This is a genomic window from Enterobacter cloacae complex sp. 2022EL-00788 (assembly GCF_026627565.1).
GTDB lineage: Bacteria > Pseudomonadota > Gammaproteobacteria > Enterobacterales > Enterobacteriaceae > Enterobacter > Enterobacter pasteurii.
Map to the genome: position 1 here is coordinate 240,032 of NZ_JAPNMC010000002.1, position 26,955 is coordinate 266,986.

General features: G+C 57.6%; 23 protein-coding genes and 1 pseudogene. 15 read left to right on the top strand and 9 right to left on the bottom strand.

Annotation, left to right across the window (positions count from 1 at the left end; all coding sequences use genetic code 11):
* Positions 1 to 402 precede the first annotated feature (402 nt).
* The 3 genes from OWK27_RS03750 to OWK27_RS03760 all read left to right on the top strand — a co-directional run bounded on the left by OWK27_RS03750 (position 403) and on the right by OWK27_RS03760 (position 7,432).
* Positions 403 to 3,111 carry a cation-transporting P-type ATPase gene (locus tag OWK27_RS03750; RefSeq protein ID WP_193355961.1) on the top strand — a complete coding sequence of 903 codons (2,709 nt, stop codon included), beginning with the start codon at positions 403 to 405 and terminating at the stop codon, positions 3,109 to 3,111.
* 112 nt (positions 3,112 to 3,223) lie between these two features.
* Complete coding sequence (locus OWK27_RS03755; protein WP_252004876.1) at positions 3,224 to 4,288, top strand: efflux RND transporter periplasmic adaptor subunit; 1,065 nt, start codon at positions 3,224 to 3,226, stop codon at positions 4,286 to 4,288.
* Between the two features lie 9 nt (positions 4,289 to 4,297).
* Positions 4,298 to 7,432: an efflux RND transporter permease subunit gene (locus OWK27_RS03760; RefSeq protein ID WP_252004875.1), complete on the top strand. Its 3,135-nt coding sequence runs from the start codon at positions 4,298 to 4,300 to the stop codon at positions 7,430 to 7,432.
* Here OWK27_RS03760 and OWK27_RS03765 read toward each other — a convergent pair.
* On the bottom strand, positions 7,383 to 8,504 hold the full coding sequence (locus OWK27_RS03765; protein ID WP_148419355.1) for a YbdK family carboxylate-amine ligase: 1,122 nt from the start codon (positions 8,502 to 8,504) through the stop codon (positions 7,383 to 7,385). The genes OWK27_RS03760 and OWK27_RS03765 overlap by 50 nt on opposite strands.
* 130 nt (positions 8,505 to 8,634) lie before the next feature.
* Here OWK27_RS03765 and OWK27_RS03770 point away from each other — a divergent pair, with 130 nt between their 5' ends.
* The 7 genes from OWK27_RS03770 (at position 8,635) to OWK27_RS03795 (ending at position 15,572) form a co-directional block, all read left to right on the top strand.
* Positions 8,635 to 9,072: a DcrB-related protein gene (locus tag OWK27_RS03770; RefSeq protein ID WP_252004874.1), complete on the top strand. Its 438-nt coding sequence runs from the start codon at positions 8,635 to 8,637 to the stop codon at positions 9,070 to 9,072.
* A 17-nt stretch (positions 9,073 to 9,089) separates the two neighbouring features.
* A complete protein-coding gene (locus tag OWK27_RS03775) occupies positions 9,090 to 13,277 on the top strand; it encodes an RHS repeat-associated core domain-containing protein (RefSeq protein WP_252004873.1) in 4,188 nt (1,395 codons plus the stop codon).
* A gap of 2 nt (positions 13,278 to 13,279) precedes the next feature.
* A complete protein-coding gene (locus tag OWK27_RS03780; protein ID WP_176610971.1) occupies positions 13,280 to 13,837 on the top strand; it encodes an imm11 family protein in 558 nt (185 codons plus the stop codon).
* A 151-nt stretch (positions 13,838 to 13,988) separates the two neighbouring features.
* Positions 13,989 to 14,228, top strand: coding sequence for a hypothetical protein (locus OWK27_RS03785; protein ID WP_252004872.1), 240 nt, complete (start codon positions 13,989 to 13,991; stop codon positions 14,226 to 14,228).
* Between the two features lie 20 nt (positions 14,229 to 14,248).
* Positions 14,249 to 14,338, top strand: coding sequence for a hypothetical protein (locus OWK27_RS24350; RefSeq protein WP_420712933.1), 90 nt, complete (start codon positions 14,249 to 14,251; stop codon positions 14,336 to 14,338).
* A gap of 103 nt (positions 14,339 to 14,441) precedes the next feature.
* On the top strand, positions 14,442 to 15,026 hold the full coding sequence (locus OWK27_RS03790) for a hypothetical protein (RefSeq protein ID WP_252004871.1): 585 nt from the start codon (positions 14,442 to 14,444) through the stop codon (positions 15,024 to 15,026).
* A 159-nt stretch (positions 15,027 to 15,185) separates the two neighbouring features.
* Positions 15,186 to 15,572 carry a hypothetical protein gene (locus tag OWK27_RS03795; RefSeq protein ID WP_176610968.1) on the top strand — a complete coding sequence of 129 codons (387 nt, stop codon included), beginning with the start codon at positions 15,186 to 15,188 and terminating at the stop codon, positions 15,570 to 15,572.
* Between the two features lie 21 nt (positions 15,573 to 15,593).
* Here the strand turns inward: OWK27_RS03795 and OWK27_RS03800 are convergent.
* The 4 genes and pseudogenes from OWK27_RS03800 to OWK27_RS03815 form a co-directional block, all read right to left on the bottom strand.
* A pseudogene (locus OWK27_RS03800) lies at positions 15,594 to 16,025 on the bottom strand (helix-turn-helix domain-containing protein).
* Between the two features lie 142 nt (positions 16,026 to 16,167).
* On the bottom strand, positions 16,168 to 16,578 hold the full coding sequence (locus OWK27_RS03805; protein WP_176610967.1) for a GNAT family N-acetyltransferase: 411 nt from the start codon (positions 16,576 to 16,578) through the stop codon (positions 16,168 to 16,170).
* A 246-nt stretch (positions 16,579 to 16,824) separates the two neighbouring features.
* The gene (locus OWK27_RS03810) at positions 16,825 to 17,280 is read right to left on the bottom strand and encodes a hypothetical protein (protein WP_252004870.1); all 456 of its coding nucleotides are present in this window, start codon (positions 17,278 to 17,280) and stop codon (positions 16,825 to 16,827) included.
* A gap of 230 nt (positions 17,281 to 17,510) precedes the next feature.
* Positions 17,511 to 18,392: a LysR family transcriptional regulator gene (locus OWK27_RS03815; RefSeq protein ID WP_252004869.1), complete on the bottom strand. Its 882-nt coding sequence runs from the start codon at positions 18,390 to 18,392 to the stop codon at positions 17,511 to 17,513.
* Between the two features lie 105 nt (positions 18,393 to 18,497).
* Here OWK27_RS03815 and budA point away from each other — a divergent pair, with 105 nt between their 5' ends.
* The 5 genes from budA (at position 18,498) to OWK27_RS03840 (ending at position 23,193) form a co-directional block, all read left to right on the top strand.
* Positions 18,498 to 19,277, top strand: coding sequence for an acetolactate decarboxylase (budA, locus tag OWK27_RS03820; protein WP_193356035.1), 780 nt, complete (start codon positions 18,498 to 18,500; stop codon positions 19,275 to 19,277).
* Positions 19,249 to 20,970, top strand: a complete 1,722-nt coding sequence (gene alsS, locus OWK27_RS03825; protein WP_267589866.1) for an acetolactate synthase AlsS — start codon at positions 19,249 to 19,251, stop codon at positions 20,968 to 20,970. Before budA ends, alsS begins: the two co-directional genes overlap by 29 nt.
* A gap of 20 nt (positions 20,971 to 20,990) precedes the next feature.
* A complete protein-coding gene (locus tag OWK27_RS03830) occupies positions 20,991 to 21,761 on the top strand; it encodes a (S)-acetoin forming diacetyl reductase (RefSeq protein ID WP_022647359.1) in 771 nt (256 codons plus the stop codon).
* A 133-nt stretch (positions 21,762 to 21,894) separates the two neighbouring features.
* Positions 21,895 to 22,368 carry a cold-shock protein gene (locus OWK27_RS03835; protein ID WP_252004868.1) on the top strand — a complete coding sequence of 158 codons (474 nt, stop codon included), beginning with the start codon at positions 21,895 to 21,897 and terminating at the stop codon, positions 22,366 to 22,368.
* 114 nt (positions 22,369 to 22,482) lie between these two features.
* Complete coding sequence (locus OWK27_RS03840; protein WP_267589867.1) at positions 22,483 to 23,193, top strand: GNAT family N-acetyltransferase; 711 nt, start codon at positions 22,483 to 22,485, stop codon at positions 23,191 to 23,193.
* Between the two features lie 35 nt (positions 23,194 to 23,228).
* On the opposite strand, the gene OWK27_RS03845 is transcribed toward OWK27_RS03840, so the two are convergent.
* From OWK27_RS03845 to cutC, 4 genes are read right to left on the bottom strand one after another with little or no spacing between them, the layout of a single operon-like run.
* Positions 23,229 to 23,447, bottom strand: coding sequence for a YgdI/YgdR family lipoprotein (locus tag OWK27_RS03845; protein WP_252004867.1), 219 nt, complete (start codon positions 23,445 to 23,447; stop codon positions 23,229 to 23,231).
* A 57-nt stretch (positions 23,448 to 23,504) separates the two neighbouring features.
* On the bottom strand, positions 23,505 to 23,630 hold the full coding sequence (locus tag OWK27_RS03850) for a hypothetical protein (protein WP_256122498.1): 126 nt from the start codon (positions 23,628 to 23,630) through the stop codon (positions 23,505 to 23,507).
* A gap of 13 nt (positions 23,631 to 23,643) precedes the next feature.
* Entirely contained in the window at positions 23,644 to 24,603 is a 960-nt protein-coding gene (locus OWK27_RS03855; protein WP_148419343.1) for a glycyl-radical enzyme activating protein, read from the bottom strand.
* On the bottom strand, positions 24,566 to 26,947 hold the full coding sequence (gene cutC, locus OWK27_RS03860) for a choline trimethylamine-lyase (protein ID WP_267589868.1): 2,382 nt from the start codon (positions 26,945 to 26,947) through the stop codon (positions 24,566 to 24,568). Before cutC ends, OWK27_RS03855 begins: the two co-directional genes overlap by 38 nt.
* Positions 26,948 to 26,955 lie beyond the last annotated feature (8 nt).

Consider the following 26,955-nt stretch of genomic DNA (forward strand, 5'->3'; position numbering starts at 1 on the left):
AAGGCCACCGTTATTCTGCGAATAAATAACCAGAAAAGAATATTATTCCCGGGGCGATTAAATTAATATCGCGTTATGTAAATAAACGTCTTCCTTACGAAAATAATTTTACAAAGCTATAGGTGCTATAGCCAATTAACGTGGCAATAACAATGGCTGCGACAATGTATAACGCCAGGCGCCGTCCGCGATAAATACCAAACATGCTTCCTCCTCGTTTAATGTTGGTTTAGAAATATTTTGTAAAAATCAGCGCGTCGAAATAATTTTAATCAGTTTTGAATAACCTGGTAGTCATTATATTGCGGTAGATCAATTTAACCCGCAAGACTTAAAAATGAATTAATTAAAGCCAGAAAGGAATTCCGGCTTCCGTCCACCGGATATTGAAGGAAAAATACCATGACCAAAAAAAATCTCTCACAGAATATGCCACCCGCAGGCGGGCAGGCGTACCAGCAGTCCGTCGAGCAGGTACTTGCTCACACCCGTAGCCAGGCCAGCGGCCTGGACCGGGCAGACGCGCAGGCGCGTTTGCAAAAACATGGCCCTAACGCGCTGCCGGAGAAAAAAGGCAAGCCGGGCTGGCTGCGTTTTCTCGCGCATTTTAACGACGTGCTGATTTATGTTCTGCTGGCGGCTGCCGTTTTAACGGCGGTAATGGGGCACTGGGTCGATACGCTGGTCATTCTTGGCGTGGCGGTCATCAATGCCTTAATTGGCCACATTCAGGAAAGCAACGCGGAAAAATCACTGAAGAGTATTCGCAATATGCTCTCCAGCGAAGCGCGCGTTATTCGCAACGGCAACCATGAAACGATACCGACGACGGAAATCGTCCCGGGCGATATTATTGTTTTACGCGCGGGGGATCGTATTCCGGCGGATATGCGTTTAATTGAAGCGCATAATTTACGCGTTGAAGAGGCGATTCTGACCGGTGAATCCACGGTCGTGGACAAACACACCAATCCGCTGAGCGGCGAATTACCGCTGGGCGACCGCACGAACCTGGTTTTCTCCGGCACGACGGTAAGCGCGGGCGGTGGCGTCGGCGTGGTGATTGCCACCGGGCAGGAGACGGAACTCGGCCACATCAACCAGATGATGGCGGGCATTGAAAAACACCGCACGCCGCTGCTGGTGCAGATGGACAAGCTGGGCAAGGCGATCTTCGCCATTATTCTGGCGATGATGGCCGCGCTGTTTATCTTCAGCCTGGCGTTCCGCGAGATCCCGATGGGCGAGCTGCTGCTCTCTCTGATCAGCCTGGCGGTGGCCTCCGTACCGGAAGGTCTGCCGGCGATCATCTCCATCATCCTCTCCCTGGGCGTACAGGCGATGGCGCGCAAGCGGGCCATCATCCGCAAGCTGCCGACGGTCGAGACCCTGGGCGCGATGACCGTGGTCTGCTCGGACAAAACCGGCACCCTGACCATGAACGAGATGACGGTCAAAGCCATCATCACCGCTGACGCCTGCTACCGCGTGGACGGCAACAGCTACGAGCCGGTGGGCAATATCTACCTGGAAGGCAGCGACGAGCCGGTGCAGATCCAGCCGGGCACCGTGCTGGAGCAGTACCTGCGCACCGTTGACCTGTGTAACGACAGCCAGCTGATTCAGGACGAGCGCGGTCTGTGGGGCATCACCGGTGGGCCTACCGAGGGCGCGCTGAAGGTGCTGGCGGCGAAAGCCCGCCTGGCGCCGGTCATGACCACGCTGGTTAACAAGATCCCGTTCGACTCGCAGTACAAGTACATGAGCACCCACTACCAGATTGGCGGTGAGGAGCAGATTTTAATCACCGGCGCGCCGGACGTGATTTTCGCCCTGTGCGCGCAGCAGCTGACCCGTAACGGTGCGGAAGCCTTCAGCCTGGGCTACTGGGAAGCCGAGATGGAGCGCTACGCGCGTCAGGGGCTGCGCATGGTGGCGGCAGCGTTCAGGCCGGCAAACGGCGAGCAGGCGCTGACGCACGACGACCTGAGCCACGGCCTGATCTTCCTCGGCATCGCCGGGATGATGGATCCGCCGCGCCCGGAAGCGATTGACGCAATCGGCGCCTGCCAGCAGGCGGGGATCCGCGTGAAGATGATCACCGGGGATCACCCGCAGACGGCGATGAGCATCGGCCAGATGCTGGGGATCACCAACAGCGAGCAGGCGGTGACCGGCTATCAGCTGGAAAAAATGGACGACGCCGAGCTGGCGGACGCGGCGGTGAAGTATGACATCTTCGCCCGAACCAGCCCGGAGCATAAGCTGCGCCTGGTGAAAGCGCTGCAGGAGAAAGGTGAAATCGTCGGCATGACCGGCGACGGCGTGAACGATGCCCCGGCGCTGCGTCAGGCCGACGTGGGCATCGCGATGGGCATCAAAGGCACCGAAGTGACCAAAGAGGCGGCGGACATGGTCCTGACGGACGATAACTTCGCCACCATCGCCAGCGCGGTGAAAGAGGGGCGTCGCGTTTACGACAACCTGAAGAAAACCATTCTGTTCATCATGCCGACCAACCTGGCGCAGGGGCTGCTGATTGTGATTGCGCTGCTGGCGGGGAACATCATTCCGCTGACGCCGGTGCTGATCCTGTGGATGAACATGGCGACCTCCGCCACGCTCTCCTTCGGCCTGGCGTTTGAAGCCGCCGAGCGCAACATTATGCGCCGCCCGCCGCGCCAGACCGGGCAGCACGTGATGGACGCCTACGCCGTCTGGCGCGTGGCCTTCGTCGGCACCATGATCGCCATCGCCGCCTTTGCGCTCGAAGCCTGGCTGGCCCCGCGCGGCCACAGCGCGGAGTTCATCCGCACCGTGCTGCTGCAGATGCTGGTCTGCGCCCAGTGGGTGTACATGATTAACTGCCGCAACACCGAAGGGTTCTCCCTGAACCGCGGCCTGCTGGCGAACAAAGGGATCTGGCTGGTAACGGGCGTACTGTTCCTGCTCCAGGCGGCCATTATCTACCTGCCGTTTATGCAGATGCTGTTCGGCACCGAAGCGCTGCCGCTGCGCTACTGGTTCGTGACGCTTGCGGTAGCGGGCGTGATGTTCTTCGTCGTCGAAATCGAGAAGCGACTCACCCGCAGGTTCCGTAAGGCTGCATAACTAAAACCTTACCCCCTCACCCTGCCCTCTCCCCAAAGGGGAGAGGGTGTTTACGTCCCCTCTCCCCTTTGGGGAGAGGGTTAGGGTGAGGGGAAAATACTGAGGTACTCCCATGAAACTCCCGCTCCTGTTCGCACTCCTCGCCGCTACCCTGCAGCCCGCCTTTGCCGCCGCCATCCCCGTTCGCGTTGCCACCGTGGAGCAGATCGAACACGCCGCCGGGCGCCAGATCCCAGGGCGCATCGAAGCCATCCACACCGTTGAGCTGCGCGCGCGAACGGAAGGCGTGATAACCAAAATCAACTTCCGCGACGGGCAGTACGTCAAAAAAGGCGACGTGCTGTTTGAGCTGGACGACGCCGAGCCGCGCGCCGCCGTGCGTCTGGCGCAGGCTGAGGTAAGAAGCGCCGAAGCCACGCTGCGTCAGGCGCAGCAGCAGCTTTCCCGCTTTGAAAGCCTGGGCAGCAGCAACGCCATCAGCCGCCACGACGTGGACAACGCCCGCATGCAGCGCGACGTTGCCAGCGCCGCCCTCGAGCAGGCGAAAGCCCGGCTGGAGACCCGCAACGTCACCCTTAACTACACGCGCATCACCTCACCGATTGACGGCCGCGTGGGGCACAGCAGCTTCCACGTCGGTAGCCTGGTCAACCCCGCAAGCGGCGTGCTGGTGGAGGTAGTTCAGCTCGATCCCATCCGCATCGCCTTTGCGCTGGAAGAGGGCGCGTTTGCCACCAAAGCCGGACAGCATGCGGATATCGGCGCCATGAAACAGGCCTGGCAGGCCATTATTGACAGCAACGGCGAGCGCATCAGCGGCGAGCTGACGTCGGTGGATAACCGCATCGACCCGCGCACCGCCAGCGTGATGCTGCGCGCCGAGTTCGCCAACCCGCGCCATCAGCTGCTGCCCGGCGGCAATGCGAATGTGTTTCTGCGACCCGTCAGCAAACAGCCCGTGCTGACCCTGCCAGCCGCCGCGGTCCAGCAGAACGGCGACGGGTTCTTTGCCTGGGTGGTTAACGCCGACGGCAAAGCCGAAATGCGTCCGCTGAAAATTGCCGGGCAGATTGGCCAGCAGGTTCAGATCGCCTCCGGCGTGAAGCCCGGTGAGCGAGCGATTGCTGACGGCGCGCAGCGCGTGCAGCCCGGCGCTGCCGTCCAGATACTGAATTAAGGAGCCATCATGCTGACGTTTTTCATCAAACGCCCGCGCTTCGCGATGGTGATTGCGCTGGTCATCACCCTGCTGGGGGCCATCGCGCTGAAAATTATTCCGGTGGAGCAGTACCCGCAGATCACGCCGCCGGTGGTCAACGTCTCTGCCAGCTGGCCGGGGGCCAGCTCGGCTGACGTGGCGGAGGCCATCGCTACGCCGCTGGAGACCCAGCTTAACGGCGTGGACCACATGCTTTACATGGAGTCCACCAGCGCTGATGAAGGCACTTACAGCCTGAACATCACCTTCGCGGCGGGTACCGATCCGGATCTCGCCGCCATCGACGTACAAAACCGCGTGGCGCAGGCCCTGGCGCAGCTGCCCGCCGAGGCGCAGCAAAACGGCGTGCAGGTACGCAAGCGTGCCACCAACCTGATGATGGGGGTAAGTCTTTACTCACCGAACAACACCCACACGCCGCTGTTCGTCAGCAACTACGCCAGCACCCAGGTGCGCGAGGCGCTGTCGCGTCTGCCGGGCGTCGGGCAGGTACAGATGTTTGGCGCGCGCGACTACAGCATGCGCATCTGGCTGCGCCCGGACCGCATGAACGCCCTGAACGTCACGACCGATGACGTGGCGCAGGCGCTGCGCGAGCAGAACGTGCAGGGCGCGGCGGGCCAGGTCGGCACGCCGCCGGTGTTCAACGGCCAGCAGCAGACCCTGACCATCAACGGGCTGGGGCGACTGAACCAGGCCGAAGAGTTTGCCGACATCATTATCCGTGCGGGGGAGATGGGCCAGCTGGTGCGCCTGAAGGATATCGCCACCATCGAGCTCGGCTCGCGAAGCTACAGCTCCGGCGCGCAGCTGAACGGGAATGACTCCGCCTACCTCGGCATCTATCCGACCCCGTCCGCCAACGCCCTGCGCGTCGCCGACGCGGTGCGCGCGGAGCTGGAGCGCCTCTCGACGCGCTTCCCGGACGACCTGGCGTATGAGGTGAAGTTCGACACCACCACCTTTGTCGCCGCCACCATCAAAGAGATCGGCGTCTCCCTGGCGCTGACGATGCTGGCAGTGGTCGTTGTGGTGTCTCTGTTCCTGCAGAGCTGGCGGGCAACGCTGATTGTCGCCCTCGCCATTCCGGTGTCGCTGGTGGGCACCTTTGCGGTGCTTTACACGCTGGGCTACTCCGCCAACACCCTCAGCCTGTTTGCCATTATTCTGGCGCTGACCATGGTGGTGGATGATGCCATCGTGGTGGTGGAGAGCGTCGAAACGCTGATGGCGGAAGGGCAGAGCCGCACGGCGGCCACCGCCCTGGCGCTGCGCCAGATTGCCGGGCCGGTGATTGCCACGACGCTGGTGCTGCTGGCGGTGTTTGTGCCGGTGGCGCTGCTGCCGGGGATCGTCGGCGAGCTGTACCGCCAGTTTGCGGTAACGCTCTCCACCGCCGTGACGCTTTCAAGCCTCGTGGCGCTGACCCTGACGCCAGCCCTGTGCGCCATGCTGCTGCGCCCGCGCCCGGCGAAGCCTGCGGCGATTTTCCGCGGGTTCAACCGGGGGCTGGACGCGACGCGCGGCGCCTACACCCGCATCGTAACGATGTTCAACCAGCGCCCGTGGCTGGCGCTGCTGGCCACCGCAGGCGCGGCGGCCGTGGTGGCGTTCAGCTTTACGTCGATGCCAAAAGGCTTCCTGCCGCAGGAGGACCAGGGCTACTTCTTCGCCAGCGTCCAGCTGCCGGAAGCGGCGTCGCTGGAGCGTACCGAGGCGGTGATGACCACCGCGCGCGAGCTGATCGCCAAAAATCCGGCGGTTGAAGACGTGATTCAGGTGTCCGGGTTTAACATCCTCAACGGCACCAGCGCCTCCAACGGCGGGTTTATCTCCATCATGCTGAAGGACTGGAGCGAGCGTCCGCCGCTGGACGAGGTGATGGGCACCCTTCAGCGCCAGCTGCTGGCCCTGCCGGAAGCGACCATCATGACCTTTGCGCCGCCGACGCTGCCGGGGCTGGGCAACGCCTCCGGCTTCGACCTGCGCATACAGGCGCAGGCGGGGCAGAGCCCGGCGGAGCTGGAGCGCGTGACGCGTGAGGTGCTAGCGAAAGCCAACCAGCACCCGCAGCTGAGCCGCGTCTTCACCACCTGGAGCAGCAACGTGCCGCAGCTGACGCTGACCGTTGACCGCGAGCGCGCGGCCCGCCTCGACGTGCCGGTGTCCCGCATCTTCAGCAGCCTGCAAACCGCCTTTGGCGGCACGCGCGCCGGGGATTTCAGCGTCAACAACCGCGTCTACCACGTGGTGATGCAAAACGAGATGCAGTGGCGCGAGCGCGCGGAGCAAATCAGCGAGCTGTTCGTGCGCGGCAACAGCGGCGAGCGGGTGCGCCTGAGCAACCTCGTCACCATCACGCCGACCGTTGGCGCGCCCTTTATCCAGCAGTACAACCAGTTCCCGTCGGTATCGGTGAGCGGCTCGGCAGTACAAGGGGTGAGCAGCAGCACCGCGATGGCGGCGATGGGCGAGATTCTGGCGCAGAGCCTGCCCGCGGGTTATGACTATGCCTGGAGCGGCATGTCATATCAGGAGCAGCAGACCGGCAATCAGGCGATATGGATCGTGCTGGCGGCGGTGGTGATGGCGTGGCTGTTCCTCGTCGCCCAGTACGAGAGCTGGACGCTCCCGGCGAGCGTGATGCTCTCGGTGCTGTTCGCCATCGGCGGGGCGCTGGTCTGGCTGTGGATCGCCGGCTACGCCAATGACGTGTACGTGCAGATTGGCCTGGTGCTGCTGATAGCCCTTGCCGCCAAGAACGCGATCCTTATCGTGGAGTTTGCCCGCGCGCGGCGAATGGACGGGATGGCGATCGTTGATGCCGCGCGGGAAGGGGCGTCGCGCCGCTTTCGCGCGGTGATGATGACCGCCGTGTCGTTCATTATCGGCGTCCTGCCGATGATGCTGGCAACCGGAGCCGGTGCCCAGAGCCGCCGCATCATCGGCACCACGGTGTTCAGCGGCATGCTGGTGGCGACCGTGGTGGGGATCCTCTTCATCCCCGCGCTGTTCGTGCTGTTCCAGCGCCTGCGCGAGTGGGGGCACGCCCTTACGGACTCGTCGCCCATAGCTCGCTGTGCTTCTGAACCAGAGAAATAAGCGAGCCGCCGTCGGCGATAAAGTCGCGCATGCGCTGCGCCTCGCTCTTGCCCTGCTTTAACAGCAGGGCAATTTCCTTAATCGCGCTCGTTGCGCCGAGCTTCTCGGCCGACGGCGCAACCTGCTCCAGCAGCCACGCAATGTCTTCCGCGACGGTTTTATGCTCGCCGGTATGCACGTCCGTCAGGATCCCCTCCAGCCCGTAGCGGCACGCCTGAAAACGGTTAAAGCGGTACAGCAGAAAATCCCGCTCCTGATGCTTATACGGCCGCGCGGTCAGCAGCCAGTGCGAGGTGGCCTGGATCAGCCCGGCGATATTAATGGCGTGACCGAGCGTCAGCGGAGTATCCATCACCCGCACCTCCACGGTGCCGAAGTGCGGGCTGGGGCGGATGTCCCAGTGCAGATCCTTAATGCTGTCGATCATGCTGGTGGAGCTGAGGCGGCGGAAAAGTCCCTCGAACTCCTGCCAGCTGTTGACCCACGGCATCTGGCCGTTGTCCGGGAACCCGGAGAAGATGTTAAGACGCGACGAGGAGAACTTCGTGTCCGTGCCCTGCATGTAGGGGGAGGACGCGGCGAGGGCGATAAAGTGCGGCACGAAGCGCGACAGGCCGTGCAGCAGATAAATGGCGTCGTCCCCGTTTCGGCACCCCACGTGCACGTGCTGGCCGAACACCGTCGCCTGTAAAATCAGATAGCCAAAGCGCTCCAGCGTGACGTTATAGCGCTCATCGTCACACACCTCCTGACGCTGCCACTTCTGGAACGGGTGGGTTCCGCCGCCGCAGATCTGAATATGCTGCTCGGACGCCGCGCGCAGGATGCTCTGCTGCATCCCCGAGAGCTGCGCCGCCGCCTGGTCGATGTTCTGGCACACGCCGGTGGCGATTTCGAGCATGCTTTCGGTGATGTCGTGTTTGACCTCGCCGCCTTTAATGTCGTCTTTGACGGCGGCGATCAGCGCGGAGGAGTCCTGACTCAGGTCGTAGCCCGGCGGGTTGACGACCTGAAGCTCAAGCTCGATGCCGAGCGTGTAGGGTTCAGAGGATTTGAAATCAGGTAAGGGCATGGCGCACTCCATTGTCTGTTGTGTGTTGAGTATAGACAACGGACGCGGCTCTCTCTTTTCAGGGGGATAGTCAGTATCAAACACATATGAGAAACTTGCTGCTTCTGAAAAATGTGGTGGGACCCGCTCAATGTCAGAATCATCTCCGAAGTACCATATAAATGAAGGGCTTATCAGCCTCCCTGATGGCTATCAGGATCGTACCGTCAACGTTTTCGCGCTGCCTGCCGGGGATGCGCCCGCGTTCAACATTTCCCGCGATACCCTCAACCCCGGCGAAGCGCTTGCCGCGTATATCGATCGCCAGCTCGCCCTGATGGGAAAACATCTCAAGGGCTGGAAGCAGGGTGAACGCAGTGCTGCAATGCTCGGCGACGGCCTTTCACAGGGCGAAATCGTCCACGCCAGCTACCTGCGCGACGCGAAGCGCATCTGGCAGCAGCAGGCCGTTTTTAACGTCGATGGCGATAACGTTCTGGTTTTCACCATGACCTGCGCACGTGCGCTGAGCGATGCTGACGGCGCGCTGCTGGGCGATCTTCTCAGGAGCTTTCGCCTCCACGATTAACATCAGGGATAGTCGTTATGTTTGAAGCTGCACGCGTTGATGATGATATCGGGCACTCCGGTGCGCTGGCCGGGATGATTGCCGGAACGATTGTCGGTGGCCTGATTGCCGCCGCCGGGGGCATTCTGGCGGGGGCCATGTTTATTGCGGGTCTCGGCGCCTCCTGTCTTGGCGTGGGCGTCCTGCTCGTTGGCGCGAGCCTCGCCGTGGGCTATTACACCGGGGAGCTGGCGACCGCCGCCCGGGACAGCATAGCCGACGCCGGGGCGTCCAGCATGACGAAGAAAGGCGTCATCACCTCCGGCTCGCCCAACGTGTTTATCAACGGTAAACCCGCCGCGCTTGCCACTGACAGCACCGTCGACTGTTCTGACGACGGCTCGCAGCAGATGGCCGAAGGCTCTAAGCGAGTATCCATTAACAGCCAGCCTGCGTCCCGCATCGGGGATCGCACCACCTGCGACGCGAAGGTGATGACCGGTTCGGACAACGTCATTATCGGCGGCGATCCGCAGCAAACCCTTCCCATTCAGTCTGAAGTGCCCGAGTGGCTGTATAAGGTCTCCGATCTTACCCTGCTATTCGCCGGCCTGCTCGGCGGCTGGGGCGGAGCGGCCGGCAAAGTCGGGGCGCTCTCTAAGCTGCTGGGCAAAATCCCCGGCATCAATAAGCTGGCCCGCATCGCCTGCCGCGCCGGTACGCTGATGACCGGCGTGGCGGCCGCGGGTATCATCGCCCGCCCGGTGGATATCGTCAGCGGACAGAAGTTTCTCAGCGGGGATGATGAGCTGGACTTCGTCCTGCCTTCGCGCCTGCCGGTGCGCTGGCAGCGCTACTGGCGCAGCGGCAACCCCGGCGACAGCGTGCTGGGCCGCGGCTGGAGCCTGTTCTGGGAAAGCCGCCTGGAGCCTTATCAGGACGGTCTGGTGTGGCGCGCGCCGTCCGGCGATTACGTTGCCTTCCCGAGGGTGCCGAAAGGGACGCGCACCTACTGCGAGAGCGAAAAAAACTGGCTTGAACATCACCAGGACGACAGCTGGTCGGTGTATGACGTCAGCGGCGAGCGCTGGCACTATGCGCCGCTGCGGGATGATGCCCCGTCGCTGCTCCAGCGCATCTCCGAACCCTGCGGCAACGATATTCTCTTCGAGTGGAATGCGGATAATACCCTGCATGCCCTGACCGACAGCGCGGGCCAGCGCGTGGTCTGCCGCTACGACCGTGACAGGCTCGCCGGTGCCTGGCTGGATGACGAGATCTGCCTGGTCAGTTACGCTTATGATGAACAGCGCCAGCTGGTCTCCGTGACCGGCCGGGGCGGTAGCGTGCGCCGACGCTTCAGCTGGCAGGACGGGCTGATGAGCGCCCACGAGGACGCCAACGGCCTGCTGAGCGAATACCGCTGGCAGGAGATAGACGGCCTGCCGCGCGTGGTCGGCTTCCGCCACAGCGGCGGCGAACGGCTGGCGTTCGAATACGATTTTGATAACGGCACCCGCCGCGCGACCCGGGAAGACGGCGCGCAGGCGCACTGGCTGGTGGACGACGACGATAACGTCGCGCGCTTCACGGATTACGACGGACGCCAGACGACGTTTGTCTACCGCGACGGCGAGCTCTGCGACGTTATTCTGCCGGGCGGCGCGATGCGCCGCAGCTCGTGGGACAAGTACGGCCGCATGACCAGCGAGACGGACCCGGCGGGCCGCCGCACGGAGTATCACTGGCATCGCCTGACCGACCGCATCACCCGCACGGTGTACCCGGACGGCACCTCATCGCAGGCCATGTACGACCTTCGTGGTCGCCTGCTGTCGGAAACGGATCCGGTCGGTAGCACCACCGCGTATGGCTATCCCGACGATGAAGAAAACCTGCCGGAGAGCATCACCGACGCCACCGGCGGCGTGGTGCGTCTGGTCTGGAACCACCAGGGCCTGCTGACGCAGCGCACCGACTGCTCCGGCAGCGTGACCCGCTTCACCTACGACCGCTTCGGGCAGCTGGTTGAAAGCGAGGATGCGGAAGGGAATATCACGCGCCGGGAGTGGAGCCGTGCCGGGCTGCTCAGCGCCGTGATCCACCCGGACGGCAGCCGCGAGTCGCTGGTGTGGAACGAACGCGGCCAGCTCACGGGCTGGCGCGACCCGCTGGAAAGCGAGGTGAGCTGGGCCTATAACGCGCTCGGCCTCCCTGTCAGCCTCACCGACCGTATCGGCCGCGTGCGCCAGTGGCGCTACGACCCGCGCGGCAACCTGCTGCGGCTCGATAACGGCAACGGGGCGGAATACCGCTTCACCTACGACGCCGTGGGCCGCCCGCTCAGCGAAACGCGCCCGGACGAGACCGTGCGCCATATGCAGTGGGACGCGCGAGGGTTCCTCTGCGCGCTCGAAGAAAACGGCCGGCCTGCCGCCGACGGCGGCATTGCCCGTCGCGTCCAGCAGTTCCGCTATGACGACAGCGGGCTGCTGATTGGGCGTACCCAGCGCCACGCGGAGTACCATTATTTCCGCGACCCGAGCGGCCAGATCACCCGCATCCGCCGCACGCCGACGGCCGAAGGCGTTGCCCTGGGTATTGAAAGCGATGAGATCGCTTACCGCCACGACGACGCCGGGCGCGTGCTGAGCGAGTCCGGCATTAACGGCGCGGTGGGCTACGAATGGGATGCCCTGAGCAACCTGACCGGCCTGACGCTGCCCGGCGGGCAAAAGCTGGCCTGGCTGCATTACGGCTCCGGCCACGTCAGCGCCATCCGCTTCGGGCAGCAGCTGGTGACCGAGTTCACCCGGGATCGCCTGCATCGCGAGGTGCGCCGCACCCAGGGCGCGCGCGAGCAGCTTCGTCAGTATGACAGCCTCGGCAGACGCACCCTGCAGCGCAGCGAACTGAGCACGGACGTGACCCTGCCGGAGCAGGCGCTACTGGAACGCCTGTACCGCTACACCGCACGCGGCGAGCTTTCCGGGGTCAGCGACACCCTGCGCGGAGAGGTGGACTACGGCTACGACGCGGAAGGTCGTCTGCTGAAGCATTACGAGGCGCGACAGGGCTACAGCCGCGCGCAGTTCAGCTATGACGCGGCGGATAACCTCGCCGCCAGTGACGATGCCGCGCCGGTCACGGATAACCGCCTGCAGCACTGGCAGGCGCTGTTCATGAAATACGACTCCTGGGGCAACCTGGTCAGCCGCCGCATCGGGCTGTACGAGCAGCATTATGCGTATGACGCCGAGAACCGGCTGGTATCCGCCCGGGGAACCGGGCCGGAAGGGCGCTTTGAGGCGCGCTACCACTACGACGCGCTGGGCCGCCGCACGCGCAAAACCGTCACCACCGCGCACGGCACCACCAACACCCGCTTCCTGTGGCAGGGCTATCGCCTGCTGCAGGAGCAGCAGGATACCGGGACGTGCAGCACCTATATCTACGACCCGAATGAGGCCTGGAGCCCGCTGGCGCGTGTGGATCACCTTCGTGACCAGAGCAGCGGTGAGATTTACTGGTTCAGTACCGACCTGAACGGCGCGCCGCTGGAGGTGACCGACGAGCGCGGCGCGGTGCGCTGGAGCGGCCAGTACGGCAGCTTTGGCGAGGTGCGCCATCAGAGCGAAGGGTTCTCACGGCTTGTGAACCGCACGGCAATGGCGCACCAGCCGCTTCGCTATGCCGGGCAGTACGCTGACGGGGAAACGGGACTGCACTATAACCTGTTCCGCTATTACGACCCGCAGGTCGGGCGGTTTATTGTGCAGGATCCGATTGGGTTGAACGGCGGGTGGAATCTTTATCAGTATGCGCCGAATCCGTTGGGGTGGATTGATCCGCTTGGATTGCTGACCTATAACACGATGCCGAGTATTACTGGTTTCCAAAAGCATCATATTATTCCACAACAGTTAAAAGGTCATGAATTAATAAAAGCGGCTGATTTTAATATCCATGATATTAAAAATGTTATTTATTTACCTAAGTCAGCTGATTACCATCCGACAAGAACAATCCATAGTGGGTCTCACCCTGTTTATACAAAAAATATAGGTGACCAGATGGATGCTATATATGAATACGGGAAGGAAAACGGCTGGAAACAATCAGAGTATAAACAGGCTGTTAGTGAAATCATAAAAAATGAACGTGCCGATTTACGCGGTGGTAAAACTATTCTTAACAAAAACTCGGTTAGAAAAGCGAGGTGCTAAGTATGTATGAGCTACGAATTGCTTCTGATTACCCCAATAGTTATTGGTTTGAATACCAGCACTCTGATATATCTGGAAGTGCTTTTTCCCAATGTAAATCAATTGAGACTAACGAGGGGTATTTATTTACATTAAAATCTAAGGTGAGTGAGAAGGCACTGCTTACATATGATTTCTATTATAGTGATGGGCCTATATTCATATCACCCAGACTAGCATCGCTAATTTCTTGTCACGATGTTTTTCGGACTGATGTTCAACTTATTGATGCAACTGTATCTGTAAATGAAAAAAAATATCAAGGGTATAAAATAATTAATATACTAAGAGAGGTTTCATGCATCGATATGGAGGCTTCTGAAAGCCAACCTATATTAAGTTATTTACCTAATGGTCCAAGGAAGTTTAGTAAAGTAGTCTTCAAAGAAAATGTTATTGAAGATTTTAGTATGGCAAGATGTAGTGAGTATAAATCTTGCATAATTATTTCAAATGAATTTAAAGAGTTCCTTTCTAAGAATGACGTAAAAGGAATAGACTTTGCTGATCCTATTTATTAATAGGAGTAAGATTTCAATTAGTCAAAATGGTCCGGGGGATAATTTCCCGGATTATAAAAATCATTTAAATTACAGTTCAGTGGAATATATGAACTTATCATTAACTACTTGCTTTGCAAAGTATGAAAGATAAGCCTCAAGGATTGTGCGTATGAGTCGGTTAGAATACAGAAAAGCGTATGGTTTAGATGACTTAATATATAAAATTATGGGTGGGAATACATTAGATAATTTTTGTGTGTATACAAAAGAATATGAGTTATCTGCAAAAGTAGATCTTGTTTGTTATTTGGAAAGCTATCCTGTCATTAGTGATGACGATGAGGAAGTATACCCTGATTTTGTTGTCGGAAATTCGCTAGAGCTTTTTTCTATGGAGAACAATTTATAGATGTATTACATAATATCTCTATCCAAAGAGAAAAACCATCTGTAGAAGATTTCATATCAGGTTTAAATTTTTATCTTGAGAACGATAACTTCATAGAGCTTTGTTTTTAAGAGCGAGAGATTAATTAAAAATTGATTTACTTAGCTTGTCAGAAGATAATGCATTCTGGAAATATTATGCTAAGTTAATGGGTTATGACTGAAGGCTATTTTTATGGATGCGTATGAGACAATGGTGAATGAGATTGAAAAAGCATTAAAAAAACTCATTGCTATATGTAATAAATACTCGCTGCCCGGGAGTTTCAATGCAGTCAATGACTTGGATAAAACCTTCCCGTCCAACTTACCTCGTTCGACAGAGTTGGGATTTTTATATGAAAATTATAATCCTGAAAAGTTAAAGATTGAAACAGGCTTCACGCCAATTAAACTTCACTCAGTCAGTGAACTCTTGAAGGCTCAAAGTGGTTACGAATACTTACCAGATAATTATCTTGTTATTGGTAATGATTTAGGCGGAGGTAAACCTATAATTGCGGTTATCGTTGAAGGGAGTTCCTATGTTTATGCAAGTTATGATGTTATTGAGCCATTTAAGATAGCTGATAGTCTCTCTGAATTCATATTTTCTTTAGCGGAGCTTATTGATTTGGTATATGGTCACTACGATATCTTTGACATAGCAGATGATAATGACGAAGTAAAAGGTAATTTCATTGATGAGCTGCGGGAAAGGATTGTACCACTTATCGGTAATGAAAATTTCAATGCGTTTTATAATTATTTTTATGGGTAATTATTTTCTTTCAAAGTAAACCAGTACGGCGAAAATGTTATTTTTAGCTAGGTGATGTGCTCTGTGATTCTTACAGTTATTTTAAGCAAGATTTTAAAGAGTAATGCTGTATATTTATTCAAGTGGAATGAATCTAATACATGAAAGTAGAGAGGTTATATGCAGACTACGCGAGTAATGGGAGAAGGATATGAACCTTACGTCGAGCAATTAGGTGATAAACTAATTTATTCACTACCTGTCGAATCGGGATTTGTCAGCTTTCATTTCGAGTTTTATATTCGTCAGACAGATCTTGATGTCCTGCTGTCCGATCATTACCGACGAGCCATTCTGGAAGTGACCGCACACACTTTGCTCCAACGCTCGACGTTGAAGGGATATAAACGATTTTCTCAGAACGATTTTGATAACCTCATTGCCACTACCCTTTTTGCATCGCAAGAGCATCTTAGCGCATTCATTACTCAGATTAATCGGGAGCACAATATTTCGATTGAACATTATGTGAATGACATAGTGAATAGACGCATAAACAAAGCATGAATATACCGATCCCAGATAAGATCAATTTATCCTTAAAATGATGCTGCACAGAAAATTACATCCTAATAAATTCCCCACAAATGCACTCACCGACACGCCAAAACGCTTCGCCAGCGCGCGCATATGATCCAGCGTTAACGTGCGCTGTCCGTTGAGCATTCGACTCACCAGAGACTTCTTGCCTATCTCATTTTAGAAATCGCTCTGTGTGAGTTGGTACTGATCCATCAGCGTTCGCAATAACGCAACGCCTGACGGAATGCTGGCTACTCGCGCGTTAAATTCTGCAAACTCCGAAAACTCGTTTTCGTATTCATCGATTTTCGCAGTGAGCATCTCTACCAGCGGGTTATCTGGGTCATGCTCAATCAGATACGCCACCAACCCCAGAGCATCCTCGTAATCTTGACGCGACGGATGAGTTGACAGTATCGAAACATTGATAGAATGCAGTTTTCATATGATCGTGATGACGGTGCTCATTTAATGAGTGCGAACACTTTATTAGGTGACTGTGAAAGATATGTCCGCCTTGTGCCATGTGCGGACATAGCTATTAAGTGCCGTGCGTATAATAAAGAGAACGGGATTACTTCTATAATCCCCAGATCAGAGCCATGCCTTCGCTTTCAGGCCGAACGTTCTTAAAGCCAAATTTTTCATATAGCGCGGGAACATCGGCTATCAGGGTAATATAGGCACCAGCTGACACATGCTGTTTAAACCATAACATTAAGTTTTGCATTATTTCTCGTCCCAAGCCTTTTCCCTGATGCTCCGGGTCAACAGCAATATCAACGATCTCGAAGTTCAGGGCACCATCGCCAACAATGCGCCCCATCCCTACAACATTTCCGGCACACACAATGTGTACTCCGTAACAGCTTGCAGGAAGCGCGCGTTTTGCCGATTCAAGAGGTCGAGGAGTTAACCCGGCGATGATGCGTAAACGGCAAAAATCTTCTGGAAGAGGAACTGTGTTAATCACTTCATAGTTTGAATGCATATTTTAACCTAAGCAGTAGTAGAGACAATTGAAATTAACATAAATAATGCCCTAATAAAGTCTGCTGGCGGCATTAATGACAACATATCTCGGCTATAAAGAAATCGTTCTGGCGCCTTGGCTGCGCAAATATGCTCCGCTTTTCGCTTTTAGCAGCAACAGTCATTCAACAAACAACATTGCATTTTGCGTAAGGCCGAAATCCTGCTTTTTACCCAGCAGAACCCCGGCCTAACATCACCCGCCTCAGTGCGCCGTAATATACGGCTCCTTCACAAACTCCGCTAACAGCCAGACCATATCATGCAGCAGTCCGGTGAGTTCTTTCGCCACGCTCGCAGGCAGTTTCCCACCCATCACCGCCAGCGTTAACGCTACGGCATAATCCACCTGCAACGTCGTCTCCTGCCAGCAGTCCGGCACGCAGGAGGCAATCTTTTCTCCCGCAATCAACTGTTCAACCAGATACGAAGGCAGTTCATCATCGCAGCACTCACGCAGCCGCTTCAGCGCAGCCAGCAATCGCTCACAGAGCGTGGTAAACGTCACTGTGTCGTCAGTTTCCACCAGTACGTTGACATACGCGGCGCAGGTATCAGCCAGCTCGAAAAGATCCGCAAAATCGGAAATTGAAGTGTTTATGAGGTGATGAACAGCGCTTTCTTCAGAGAGCGCATAAGAAAAGTTAGGTGTAGTAGCCATTTAGCATCCTCGTTGTGCAAAAAAATGTCATGTTATGCTAACGGGTTCCTACGCCCGGTTACGGATGTGCCGCAACGCAGGCACTTTACGACCATGAAGAAAGGATGAAAAGCGATGCCCATGAATTACATAAGGTTGCTTGCAGGTTTGCGAGGCGGCTTCCAGAAGGGCATTGCCGGGAGGCGGCTACGCCTTACCCGGCCTACAAAAACCACCAGCCAAACCGGCCGTCACCCCTCGCTCATCATCGCAAGAAACCGCTTCACCGTCCGCGAGCGTTCAAAGCGCCGCCAGCAGAGCGCGATATCGGTATAAAGCTCCGGTGAGCTCAGCGCGTGGTAGGTCACGTTCGGCGGAGAAATGGCCGCCATCGACTGTGGCACCAGCGCGAAGCCGCCGCCGGCGGAAACCATGCTCAGGGAAGAGGAGAGCTGTGAGGATTGCAGCGTATGTTGCATATCGATTCCGGCCCGCTCGCAGCTGCCGTAAACGCGGTCGTACAGCCCGGGCGCGACCTCCTGCGGGAACAGCACTACCGGCGTATCCTTAAGCTCATCCAGCGCCAGATCGCCGCGCGCCGCCAGCGGATGGTCGCGATGCAGCGCCACCACCATCGGCTCCCGGTCAAGGATTTTTAGCTCGAACACCTTGCTGCTCTCGCACGGCAGGCGCACGAAGGCGATATCCAGCTCACCCTCCGCCAGCATCGTCGTCAGCGAGGACATATTGGCTTCCACCTGGTGAACCTGCACCGCCATGTTCTGCACCTGATACTGGCGGATCAGCGCGAAAATTTTGGGATGAAAAGCGTCGGAGCTGGTGATGCCAATCGACAGGCTGCCGTTCAGCCCGCGCGCGATGCCGCGGGCTTTCTCCAGCGCGGCGTCGCTCAGCGCCAGGATCTTGCAGGCGTCCTCGTAGAAGGCTTCTCCCGCCTCGGTCAGCTCAACGCCCCGCGTCAGGCGTCTGAACAGCGGCGTGCCCACTTCCTCCTCAAGCCGTTTGATCTGCTGGCTCAGTGGAGGCTGTGAAATACCCAGCGCTTTGGCCGCCCTGGTGAAGTGTCGCTCGCGTGCAACCGCGACAAAATAGCGCAGATAACGAAGTTCCATATCTAAAACGTCTCAAACCAGCATGGATTCTATATTGGAACTCTCTGCTGAATCGGGTCAACATTTATTTAACCTTTATAAATAAAGTTGAAGAGGACGAGCATGATGATGCATTCATCCGCATGCGACTGTGAGGCGAGCTTATGTGAGACCCTGCGTGGGTTCTCTGCCCGGCATCCTGACAGCGTGATCTATCAGACATCGCTAATGAGCGCCCTGCTAAGCGGCGTGTACGAAGGGGAGACCACCATCGCCGATCTGCTGGCACACGGTGATTTTGGGCTCGGCACGTTTAACGAGCTGGACGGCGAAATGATTGCCTTCAGCAGCCAGGTGTACCAGCTGCGCGCCGACGGCAGCGCCCGGGCCGCGAAGCCGGAGCAGAAAACGCCGTTCGCGGTGATGACCTGGTTCCAGCCGCAGTATCGTATCACCTTCAGTGCGCCGGTCAGCCGCCAGCAGATCCACGACGCGATCGACAAGCAGATCCCCTCCGATAACCTGTTCTGCGCGCTGCGCATCGACGGCAACTTCCGCCACGCCCATACCCGCACCGTACCGCGCCAGACGCCGCCGTACCGCGCGATGACCGACGTTCTGGACGACCAGCCGGTGTTCCGCTTTAACCAGCGCGAAGGGGTGCTGGTCGGGTTCCGCACCCCGCAGCATATGCAGGGCATTAACGTGGCGGGCTACCACGAACACTTCATTACCGACGACCGCCAGGGCGGGGGACATCTGCTCGACTACCAGCTGGAGAGCGGGGTGCTCACCTTCGGTGAAATACACAAGCTGATGATTGACCTGCCCGCCGACAGCGCGTTTTTACAGGCCAACCTTCACCCCAGCAATCTTGATGCAGCGATCCGTTCCGTCGAAAACTAACAGGAGAACTACCGTGAACAGTGATAAACAGTCACGTCAGTGGGCGCACGGCGCCGATATGGTTGTCGGCCAGCTGGAAGCGCAGGGCGTGAAGCAGGTGTTCGGGATCCCGGGTGCGAAAATCGACAAGGTCTTCGACTCCCTGCTGGACTCGTCCATTGAAATCATCCCGGTGCGCCACGAGGCGAACGCGGCGTTTATGGCGGCAGCGGTAGGGCGGCTAACCGGCAAGGCCGGGGTCGCGCTGGTCACCTCCGGGCCGGGCTGTTCAAACCTGATCACCGGCATTGCCACCGCCAACAGCGAAGGCGACCCGGTGGTGGCGCTGGGCGGGGCGGTGAAGCGGGCGGATAAGGCGAAGCTGGTGCACCAGAGCATGGACACCGTCGCCATGTTCAGCCCGGTGACGAAGTATGCCGTGGAGGTTAACTCTCCGGACGCGATTGCCGAGGTGGTGTCCAACGCGTTTCGCGCCGCCGAGCAGGGCAGACCGGGCGGGGCGTTCGTCAGCCTGCCGCAGGACATTGTCGACCAGCCCACCACGGGGGCGATTTTGCCCGCCAGCACCGCGGCGCTGATGGGCCCGGCACCGGAGTCGGCCATTAACGACGTGGCGAAGCTTATCGAAAAGGCCAAAAATCCGGTCATTTTGCTTGGCCTGATGGCCAGCCAGCCCGCCAACAGCGCCGCGCTGCACACGCTGCTGGAGAAAAGCCGTATTCCCGTCACCAGCACCTATCAGGCTGCCGGGGCGGTGAATCAGGAGCACTTCACCCGCTTCGCCGGGCGCGTCGGTCTCTTTAACAACCAGGCGGGCGACCGGCTGCTGCATCTGGCGGATCTGATTATCTGCATCGGCTACAGCCCGGTGGAGTACGAGCCGTCCATGTGGAACAGCGGCGATGCCACCCTGGTGCATATTGACGTGCTGCCCGCCTATGAGGAGCGCAACTATGTTCCTGACCTGGAGCTGGTAGGGGATATTGCCGCCACGCTGAACCTGCTCGCCAGCCGCATCGATCGCAAGCTTGAGCTGAGCCAGCGCGCCTCGGAAATTCTGGTCGATCGCCAGCATCAGCGGGATCTGCTCGACCGCCGCGGCGCGTCGCTCAACCAGTTTGCCCTGCATCCGCTGCGCATCGTGCGCGCCATGCAGGACATCGTGAATAACGACGTAACGCTCACCGTCGATATGGGCAGCTTCCACATCTGGATCGCCCGCTACCTCTACAGCTTCCGCGCGCGTCAGGTGATGATCTCCAACGGCCAGCAGACCATGGGCGTGGCGCTGCCGTGGGCCATTGGCGCGTGGCTGGTAAATCCCGGGCGCAAGGTGGTCTCGGTGTCCGGGGACGGCGGCTTTTTACAGTCAAGCATGGAGCTGGAAACCGCCGTGCGCCTCAACGCCAATATCCTGCACATCATCTGGGTGGACAACGCCTACAACATGGTGGCAATCCAGGAAGAGAAGAAATACCAGCGTCTTTCCGGCGTGGAGTTTGGCCCGGTTGACTTCAAGGCCTATGCCGACGCGTTCGGCGCGAAGGGCTTTGCCGTGGAGAGCGCGGCTGCGCTCGAGCCGACGCTGCGCGCGGCAATGGATGTCGATGGCCCGGCCGTGGTGGCCATTCCCGTCGACTACAGCGATAACCCGCTGCTGATGGGCCAGCTCCATCTCAGCCAGATTTTGTGAATCAATATAAGGACAGAGAAATGCAAAAAGTGGCTCTCGTAACCGGCTCCGGCCAGGGGATTGGGAAAGCGATCGCGCTTCGTCTGGTGAAGGACGGCTTTGCAGTCGCCATCGCGGATTATAACGAAGAGACGGCGAAAGCGGTCGCGGATGAAATCACCCGCAACGGCGGCAAGGCCGTCGCCGTGAAGGTGGACGTGTCTGACCGCGACCAGGTGTTTGCGGCGGTCGAGAAAGCCCGCACCGCGCTGGGCGGCTTCAACGTTATCGTCAATAACGCCGGGGTGGCGCCGTCTACGCCGATCGAATCCATCACCCCGGAAATTGTCGACAAGGTCTACAACATCAACGTGAAGGGGGTGATCTGGGGCATTCAGGCCGCGATCGACGCGTTCCGCAAAGAGGGGCACGGCGGCAAGATCATCAACGCCTGCTCCCAGGCGGGCCACACCGGTAACCCTGAGCTGGCGGTGTACAGCTCCAGCAAGTTCGCGGTGCGCGGCTTAACCCAGACCGCCGCGCGCGACCTCGCGCCGCTGGGGATCACCGTTAACGCCTACTGCCCCGGCATCGTTAAAACGCCGATGTGGGCAGAGATCGACCGTCAGGTCTCCGAAGCGGCGGGTAAACCGCTCGGCTACGGGACCGAAACCTTTGCCAAACGTATTACCCTTGGCCGCCTGTCAGAACCGGAAGACGTGGCTGCCTGCGTCTCTTACCTTGCCGGGCCAGACTCTGACTACATGACCGGCCAGTCTCTGCTGATTGACGGCGGGATGGTATTTAACTAAAAAATAACGATAAGCTCTGACATGAACTTTCCCCTGCCCCCGTGCAGGGGCTTTTTTTTGTCTCGTCAGCCATTGTGGATTACACTGCGCGCTGCAAAACTTTAGTCTTGAGATCTGACAGGCGGTAACAGCGATGAACGGTACAATCACAACGTGGTTTAAGGATAAAGGCTTTGGATTTATCAAAGATGAAAACGGCGACAACCGCTATTTTCATGTGATTAAGGTCGCCAACCCCGAGCTGATTAAGAAAGATGCCGCGGTGACCTTCGAGCCCACCACCAACAGCAAAGGCCTTTCCGCCTATGCGGTGAAGGTGATCCCGGAGAGTAAGCACCTCTATATTGCGGGCGAGCGCGTGAAGCTCACCTCGATCAAATCCTTCGTGGTGTTCAGCGAAGAAGAGCCCGTGGATACCAAAATCGACAAAGAGAACGCGGTGCTGTCGGTGGGGCTGCTGATGAACAGCATCAAGCCGAAAACCGAGAAAAAACCGGGCGAAATGCGCACGGTGAAGAAGCTGGCAATCACCACCTTCCAGAACACGACGATGATCTTTACCGAAGATGAAATCGACATCGACGCTACGGTAAAACTGCTGAAGTAACCTTGTGCCGGGTAGCGACGACGCCTTACCCGGCCCGCACGTTCTTCCTTTTCGTCCGCTTTTTAACCTGCTATAACTCACTCCTTACCTTTCAGGGATCAGGGAGTCTCCGTCGTGCCCGAAATCAATCAACATGGTCAAACCGTTAACGATATCGTCCCGGACTGGAAATGCGCCAGGGCCTTAACCCGCACCCCGCTCGCCGGTCAGTATTGCCGTCTGGAGCCGCTGGATGCGGATCGCCATTCGGCTGATTTATACGAAGCCTACGCGCTGGGGGACGACAGCGACTGGACGTGGCTTGCCAGCTCCCGGCCTGAAAGCGTAGAAGCCACCGCGCACTGGGTACTTGGTAAGGTGATGGATGACGATCTGGTGCCCTTTGCCGTGATGGATTTACGTACCGAAAAGGCGGTAGGGCTGGTCTGCTATATGGCGATAGAGCGCTTTCAGGGCTCGGTGGAAATCGGTCACGTCACCTGGTCGCGCAGGATGAAAGGCTCCCGCATCGGCACCGAAGCGGTATGGCTGCTGCTGAAAAATGCCTTTGAGCATAAATATCGTCGGCTGGAGTGGAAGTGCGATTCGATGAACGTCGCCTCGCGCAGGGCGGCGGAGCGGCTGGGGTTTGTCTGGGAAGGGCGCCTGTGCCAGAAGCTGGTGCGTAAAGGACGCAATCGCGACAGCGATATGCTCTCCATTATCGACGGCGAGTGGCCGCAAAGGGATGCGGAACTGCGTGCCTGGCTGGCGGCGGATAATTTCGACGGGGAAGGGCGGCAGGTCCGGCGGATTGAGGCATTTCGTCAGCGGAAAGAGGTATAGGGCAGAGGGCACTGTAGCCTCTCTGCCCCTGTACGTTATTTCTCGATCATCTGACTAATTTGATCGCGGTTGATGGCATGTTCATTGCCCGCGATATCTTCGTAAGTAATTAAGCCGTTGTCTTCATCCACTTCCGGTTTTCCGTGGGTGATAATCATTTCACCATTTTTCTTTTGTAAAACATAGTCGCTGGAGCACCCTCCAACCGTCAGGGTCATAAATGCGAGACTTATTACTGCTACTACTTTTTTCATCTTAATGCCTGTAATTAAAAAGACCACAATGGCCGAATAAGGTTACTGAAATTCACTTCACAACCAGGGAGATATCAGTAACGCTGCATATATCAAAAACATAAACAGGAGCGTCACGATAACAACGCGACGTTCGAGGGGCGTAACGCCCGCTTCAGAGACTTCATCTGGTTTCGTAGACATGATTTTCTCTCCATTAACCTGCGAGCGTACCCGACACCTTTACCGGCAGGCGATAGTGATGTGCAATCGATAAGAAATTATCGACATTAGCCGTACCTGTGTTCCAGCCGTACTCCCTGTTGAGTAATTTATATTTACCCGTACCGAAACGGTGATAGGGGAGTAATTCCACCCCCTGAAAGTTTTCTCTTCCCTTAGTTAGCGCGGAGATCAGCGACAGTAATTTATCGGCCCGATCCGGGGCATCGTTAAAATAGGGGATCACGGGAATACGGATAATAATCTGTTGCCCGCCCTGTAATAGCCGCGCAAGATTGCGCACAATCGTCTTATTGCTGACGCCGGTATAACGGACGTGCAGCGCATCCTCCGCGCTTTTTAAATCGTACAGGATCAGATCGCAGCCCGACGTTGCCTGATGAATAGCGTGCCAGGAAGCGTAGCCCGCGGTTTCAATTGCGGTGTGAATGTCCTCCGCTTTGAGCCGCTCAACTAAAACGCGCGCAAATTCAGGCTGCATCGCCACCTCGCCGCCGCTGAGCGTGACGCCGCCTCCGGACTGGCGGAACCAGACTTCATCAGCCATGACCCTTTCAAAGGCGGTATCCGCGCTAACATGCTCGCCGACAATATTGAGCGCGGCGGCAGGACAGCGCGCTTCGCATAACCGACAGCCCGCGCATCTGCGGTCGCGTTCAAGAACATGCACGTTGTGGTCCATGCCGTGCAGCCTCGTTGGGCACAGGTCGGCACATTTGCCACAATGCAAGCAGCGGTCGGCATGGAAGAAAACATCCCGGCCGGTGGTTTGCCCTTCCGGGTTAGCGCACCAGGCGCAGCGCATCCGGCAGCCTTTTAAGAAGATAATGCTGCGGATGCCCGGCCCGTCATGTAACGAAAACCGCTGAATGTTTGAGATCCAGCCGTACGTCTGTTCAGAAGTGCCGCTGCGTGGTTCTGCTGATGATCTCATCCTGGACCTCTTTACTTAATTCAACGAAAAAGGCGCTATAGCCCGCCACCCGGATCATCAGGTTGCGATAGTCTGCGGGGTGCTTTTGCGCCTTTCTCAACGTCTCGTCGTCCACGTAGCTGAACTGGAGCTGGGCATTGCCCAGAATGCTCGCCGTGCGCAGCAGGTGGATCAGGCTGTTCTGGCCTTCGGGCGTCTCCAGCATCCCGTACATGAGCTTGATGTTATGCACCATGCCAATATCCATCTCCTCGACGTTGATCCGGCTCACGGAGTTGATGATGGCAGTCGGGCCGAGGTAATCCGTTTGCTGGGCCGGGCTGATGCCATCGGCCAGTGGTTTACCCGCCAGCCGGCCAGAGGGCAGCGCGCCGGTGATAAGCCCGAACGGGGTGTTGTTTGAAATAGAGAGCGTGCCAAACGCAAACGGCGCATACAGCATCCGGTAGCGGCGGTGCTCCTGCTCGAGAAAACGCACCAGCTCGCGGGCGATTTCATCCACCTCACGAATATCGTTGCCATATTTCGGCGCTCGCTGGCAGGCGGTCAGTATGTCGTCATAGCCGACAAAATTGTGGTCGAGCGCCTCCACGAGCTGCCGCAGCGTGAAGCGGGCGGTGTCGAAAACCAGCGTTTTGATGGCCATTAGCGAATTTACGCAGTCGGCAAGCCCGGTCCAGATGAGGCCTGGCCCTGCGTTGAGGCGTGCGCCTCCCTGAGTGACGTCCTTTGCTGTGGCGATACACCCTTCAATAAAGCATGACATCAGCGGTTTTCTGGCATGCTCTGCATGCAGCTTCTGGACGATAAGCGTCGCCTGCGCGGCGTTTCTGACGATAGCGGAGAGCTGGGCCCGAACCGCGGATTCAACGTCCTCATAACGACTGAACCGGGACACGTCGCCCGTGGCGGGGCCGCACGGCTTCCCGTTTTGGTTTTGGCCGTTATGCAGAGTCAGCTCGATAGCCGCGGTAAAGGTGGTATAGCCTACCGACGTCCACTGGTACATTTTCCCTGATTTTTGCGGCTCGACGCAGCCCATCAGGCAGTAGTCCCGGGCATCTTCATAGCTAAACCCTTTGTGCAGCATCATCCGGATATGCGCATCGTCGAAATGGCAGGCCGGAAAACCCATGCCGCTGCGTACCACGTCGACCACTTTGCGCAAAAACGGCTGAGGGGACTGGTTATGTATACGTACCGCTAAACCCGGCTGGTAGATTTTTAAACGCGCTGAACAATCCATGATCGCCAGCGTGAGCGGGTTGGTCGCATCGCCACCTTCGCGCTTCTGGCCGCCAACCACGAGGTTGATAAACGGCTGGTAGCCAGCAAAATACATTGCCGTCGATTCGCTGCAAATCCACAGGGTTTCGGCCATTTTTATCAGCCAGCAGCAGAGGAGTTCCTCAGCCTGCTGAAGATTGAGCGTGCCGTCGTTCAGATCGCGCGCCAGCAGCGGCCAGAGGTACTGATCGACGCGGCCGAGGGATATGCCGGTCTGGTTCTCTTCCAGCATAAACAGGGAGTGTACGAACCAGATAGCCTGCAGCGCATCGTGGAAATGCTGCGGCGGCTGCTCCGGCACCCGGCGGCATATCCCGGCCAGATGCAGCAGCTCATCGCGACGCAGCGGATCGCCTTCCTTTTCCGCAAGCGCATTCAGAAAGTGCGCATAACGCCGGGCATAGGTCACCACGCCGTCGCAGGTGTGCAGAATGGCGGTGTAAAAATTGAAGGCATCACAGCCCTCGGGCGTAGCGGGATCGAGCGCGAGAAGCCGCGATGCCGCCTCCTCGCGGATCCCCTTTATCCCTCTGGTCAGCAAGATAGTGTCATAACCCGGACAGGAATCGCCGCCGCCGTTTTGGGTTTTGATCGTGACGTCGCAGATGCCGTCGTCATGACACCACTCCCACAGCCCGTGGGTCTTGAGCCGCGTTTGCGCCATTTCATCAAGGGAGCGCCCCTGCCAGTAGGGGAATACCTCTTCGCGAAGCAGACGCTTTGTTTCCTCATCAATCTGATAGGGATCCTGCGCCCGCGTGGGAAGGGTCTCCAGCTCTTCCGCCAGCCAGCGCCAGCTGATTTCTGGCGAAACTTCTCCCCCGCGTGCGCCGCCAGCAGGATGGCTGACGATAAGCTCATTCTGCGCCACATGCAGCGGCGCAGTCTCACAGGCACGCTGAAAGGCCAGCGCCCTGAGCAGGCTGTTGTTCATTCCCGGATTGTCTTTATAAACCCGGGTTACGCTCACGGCCCGATGCGCCGAGACGAAAGGTTTTGCCTGAAGGTAGGCGTCACGAAGCTGAACCACGCGCAGTGAAAGCATCTCCGTCGTCATGCCGTTTC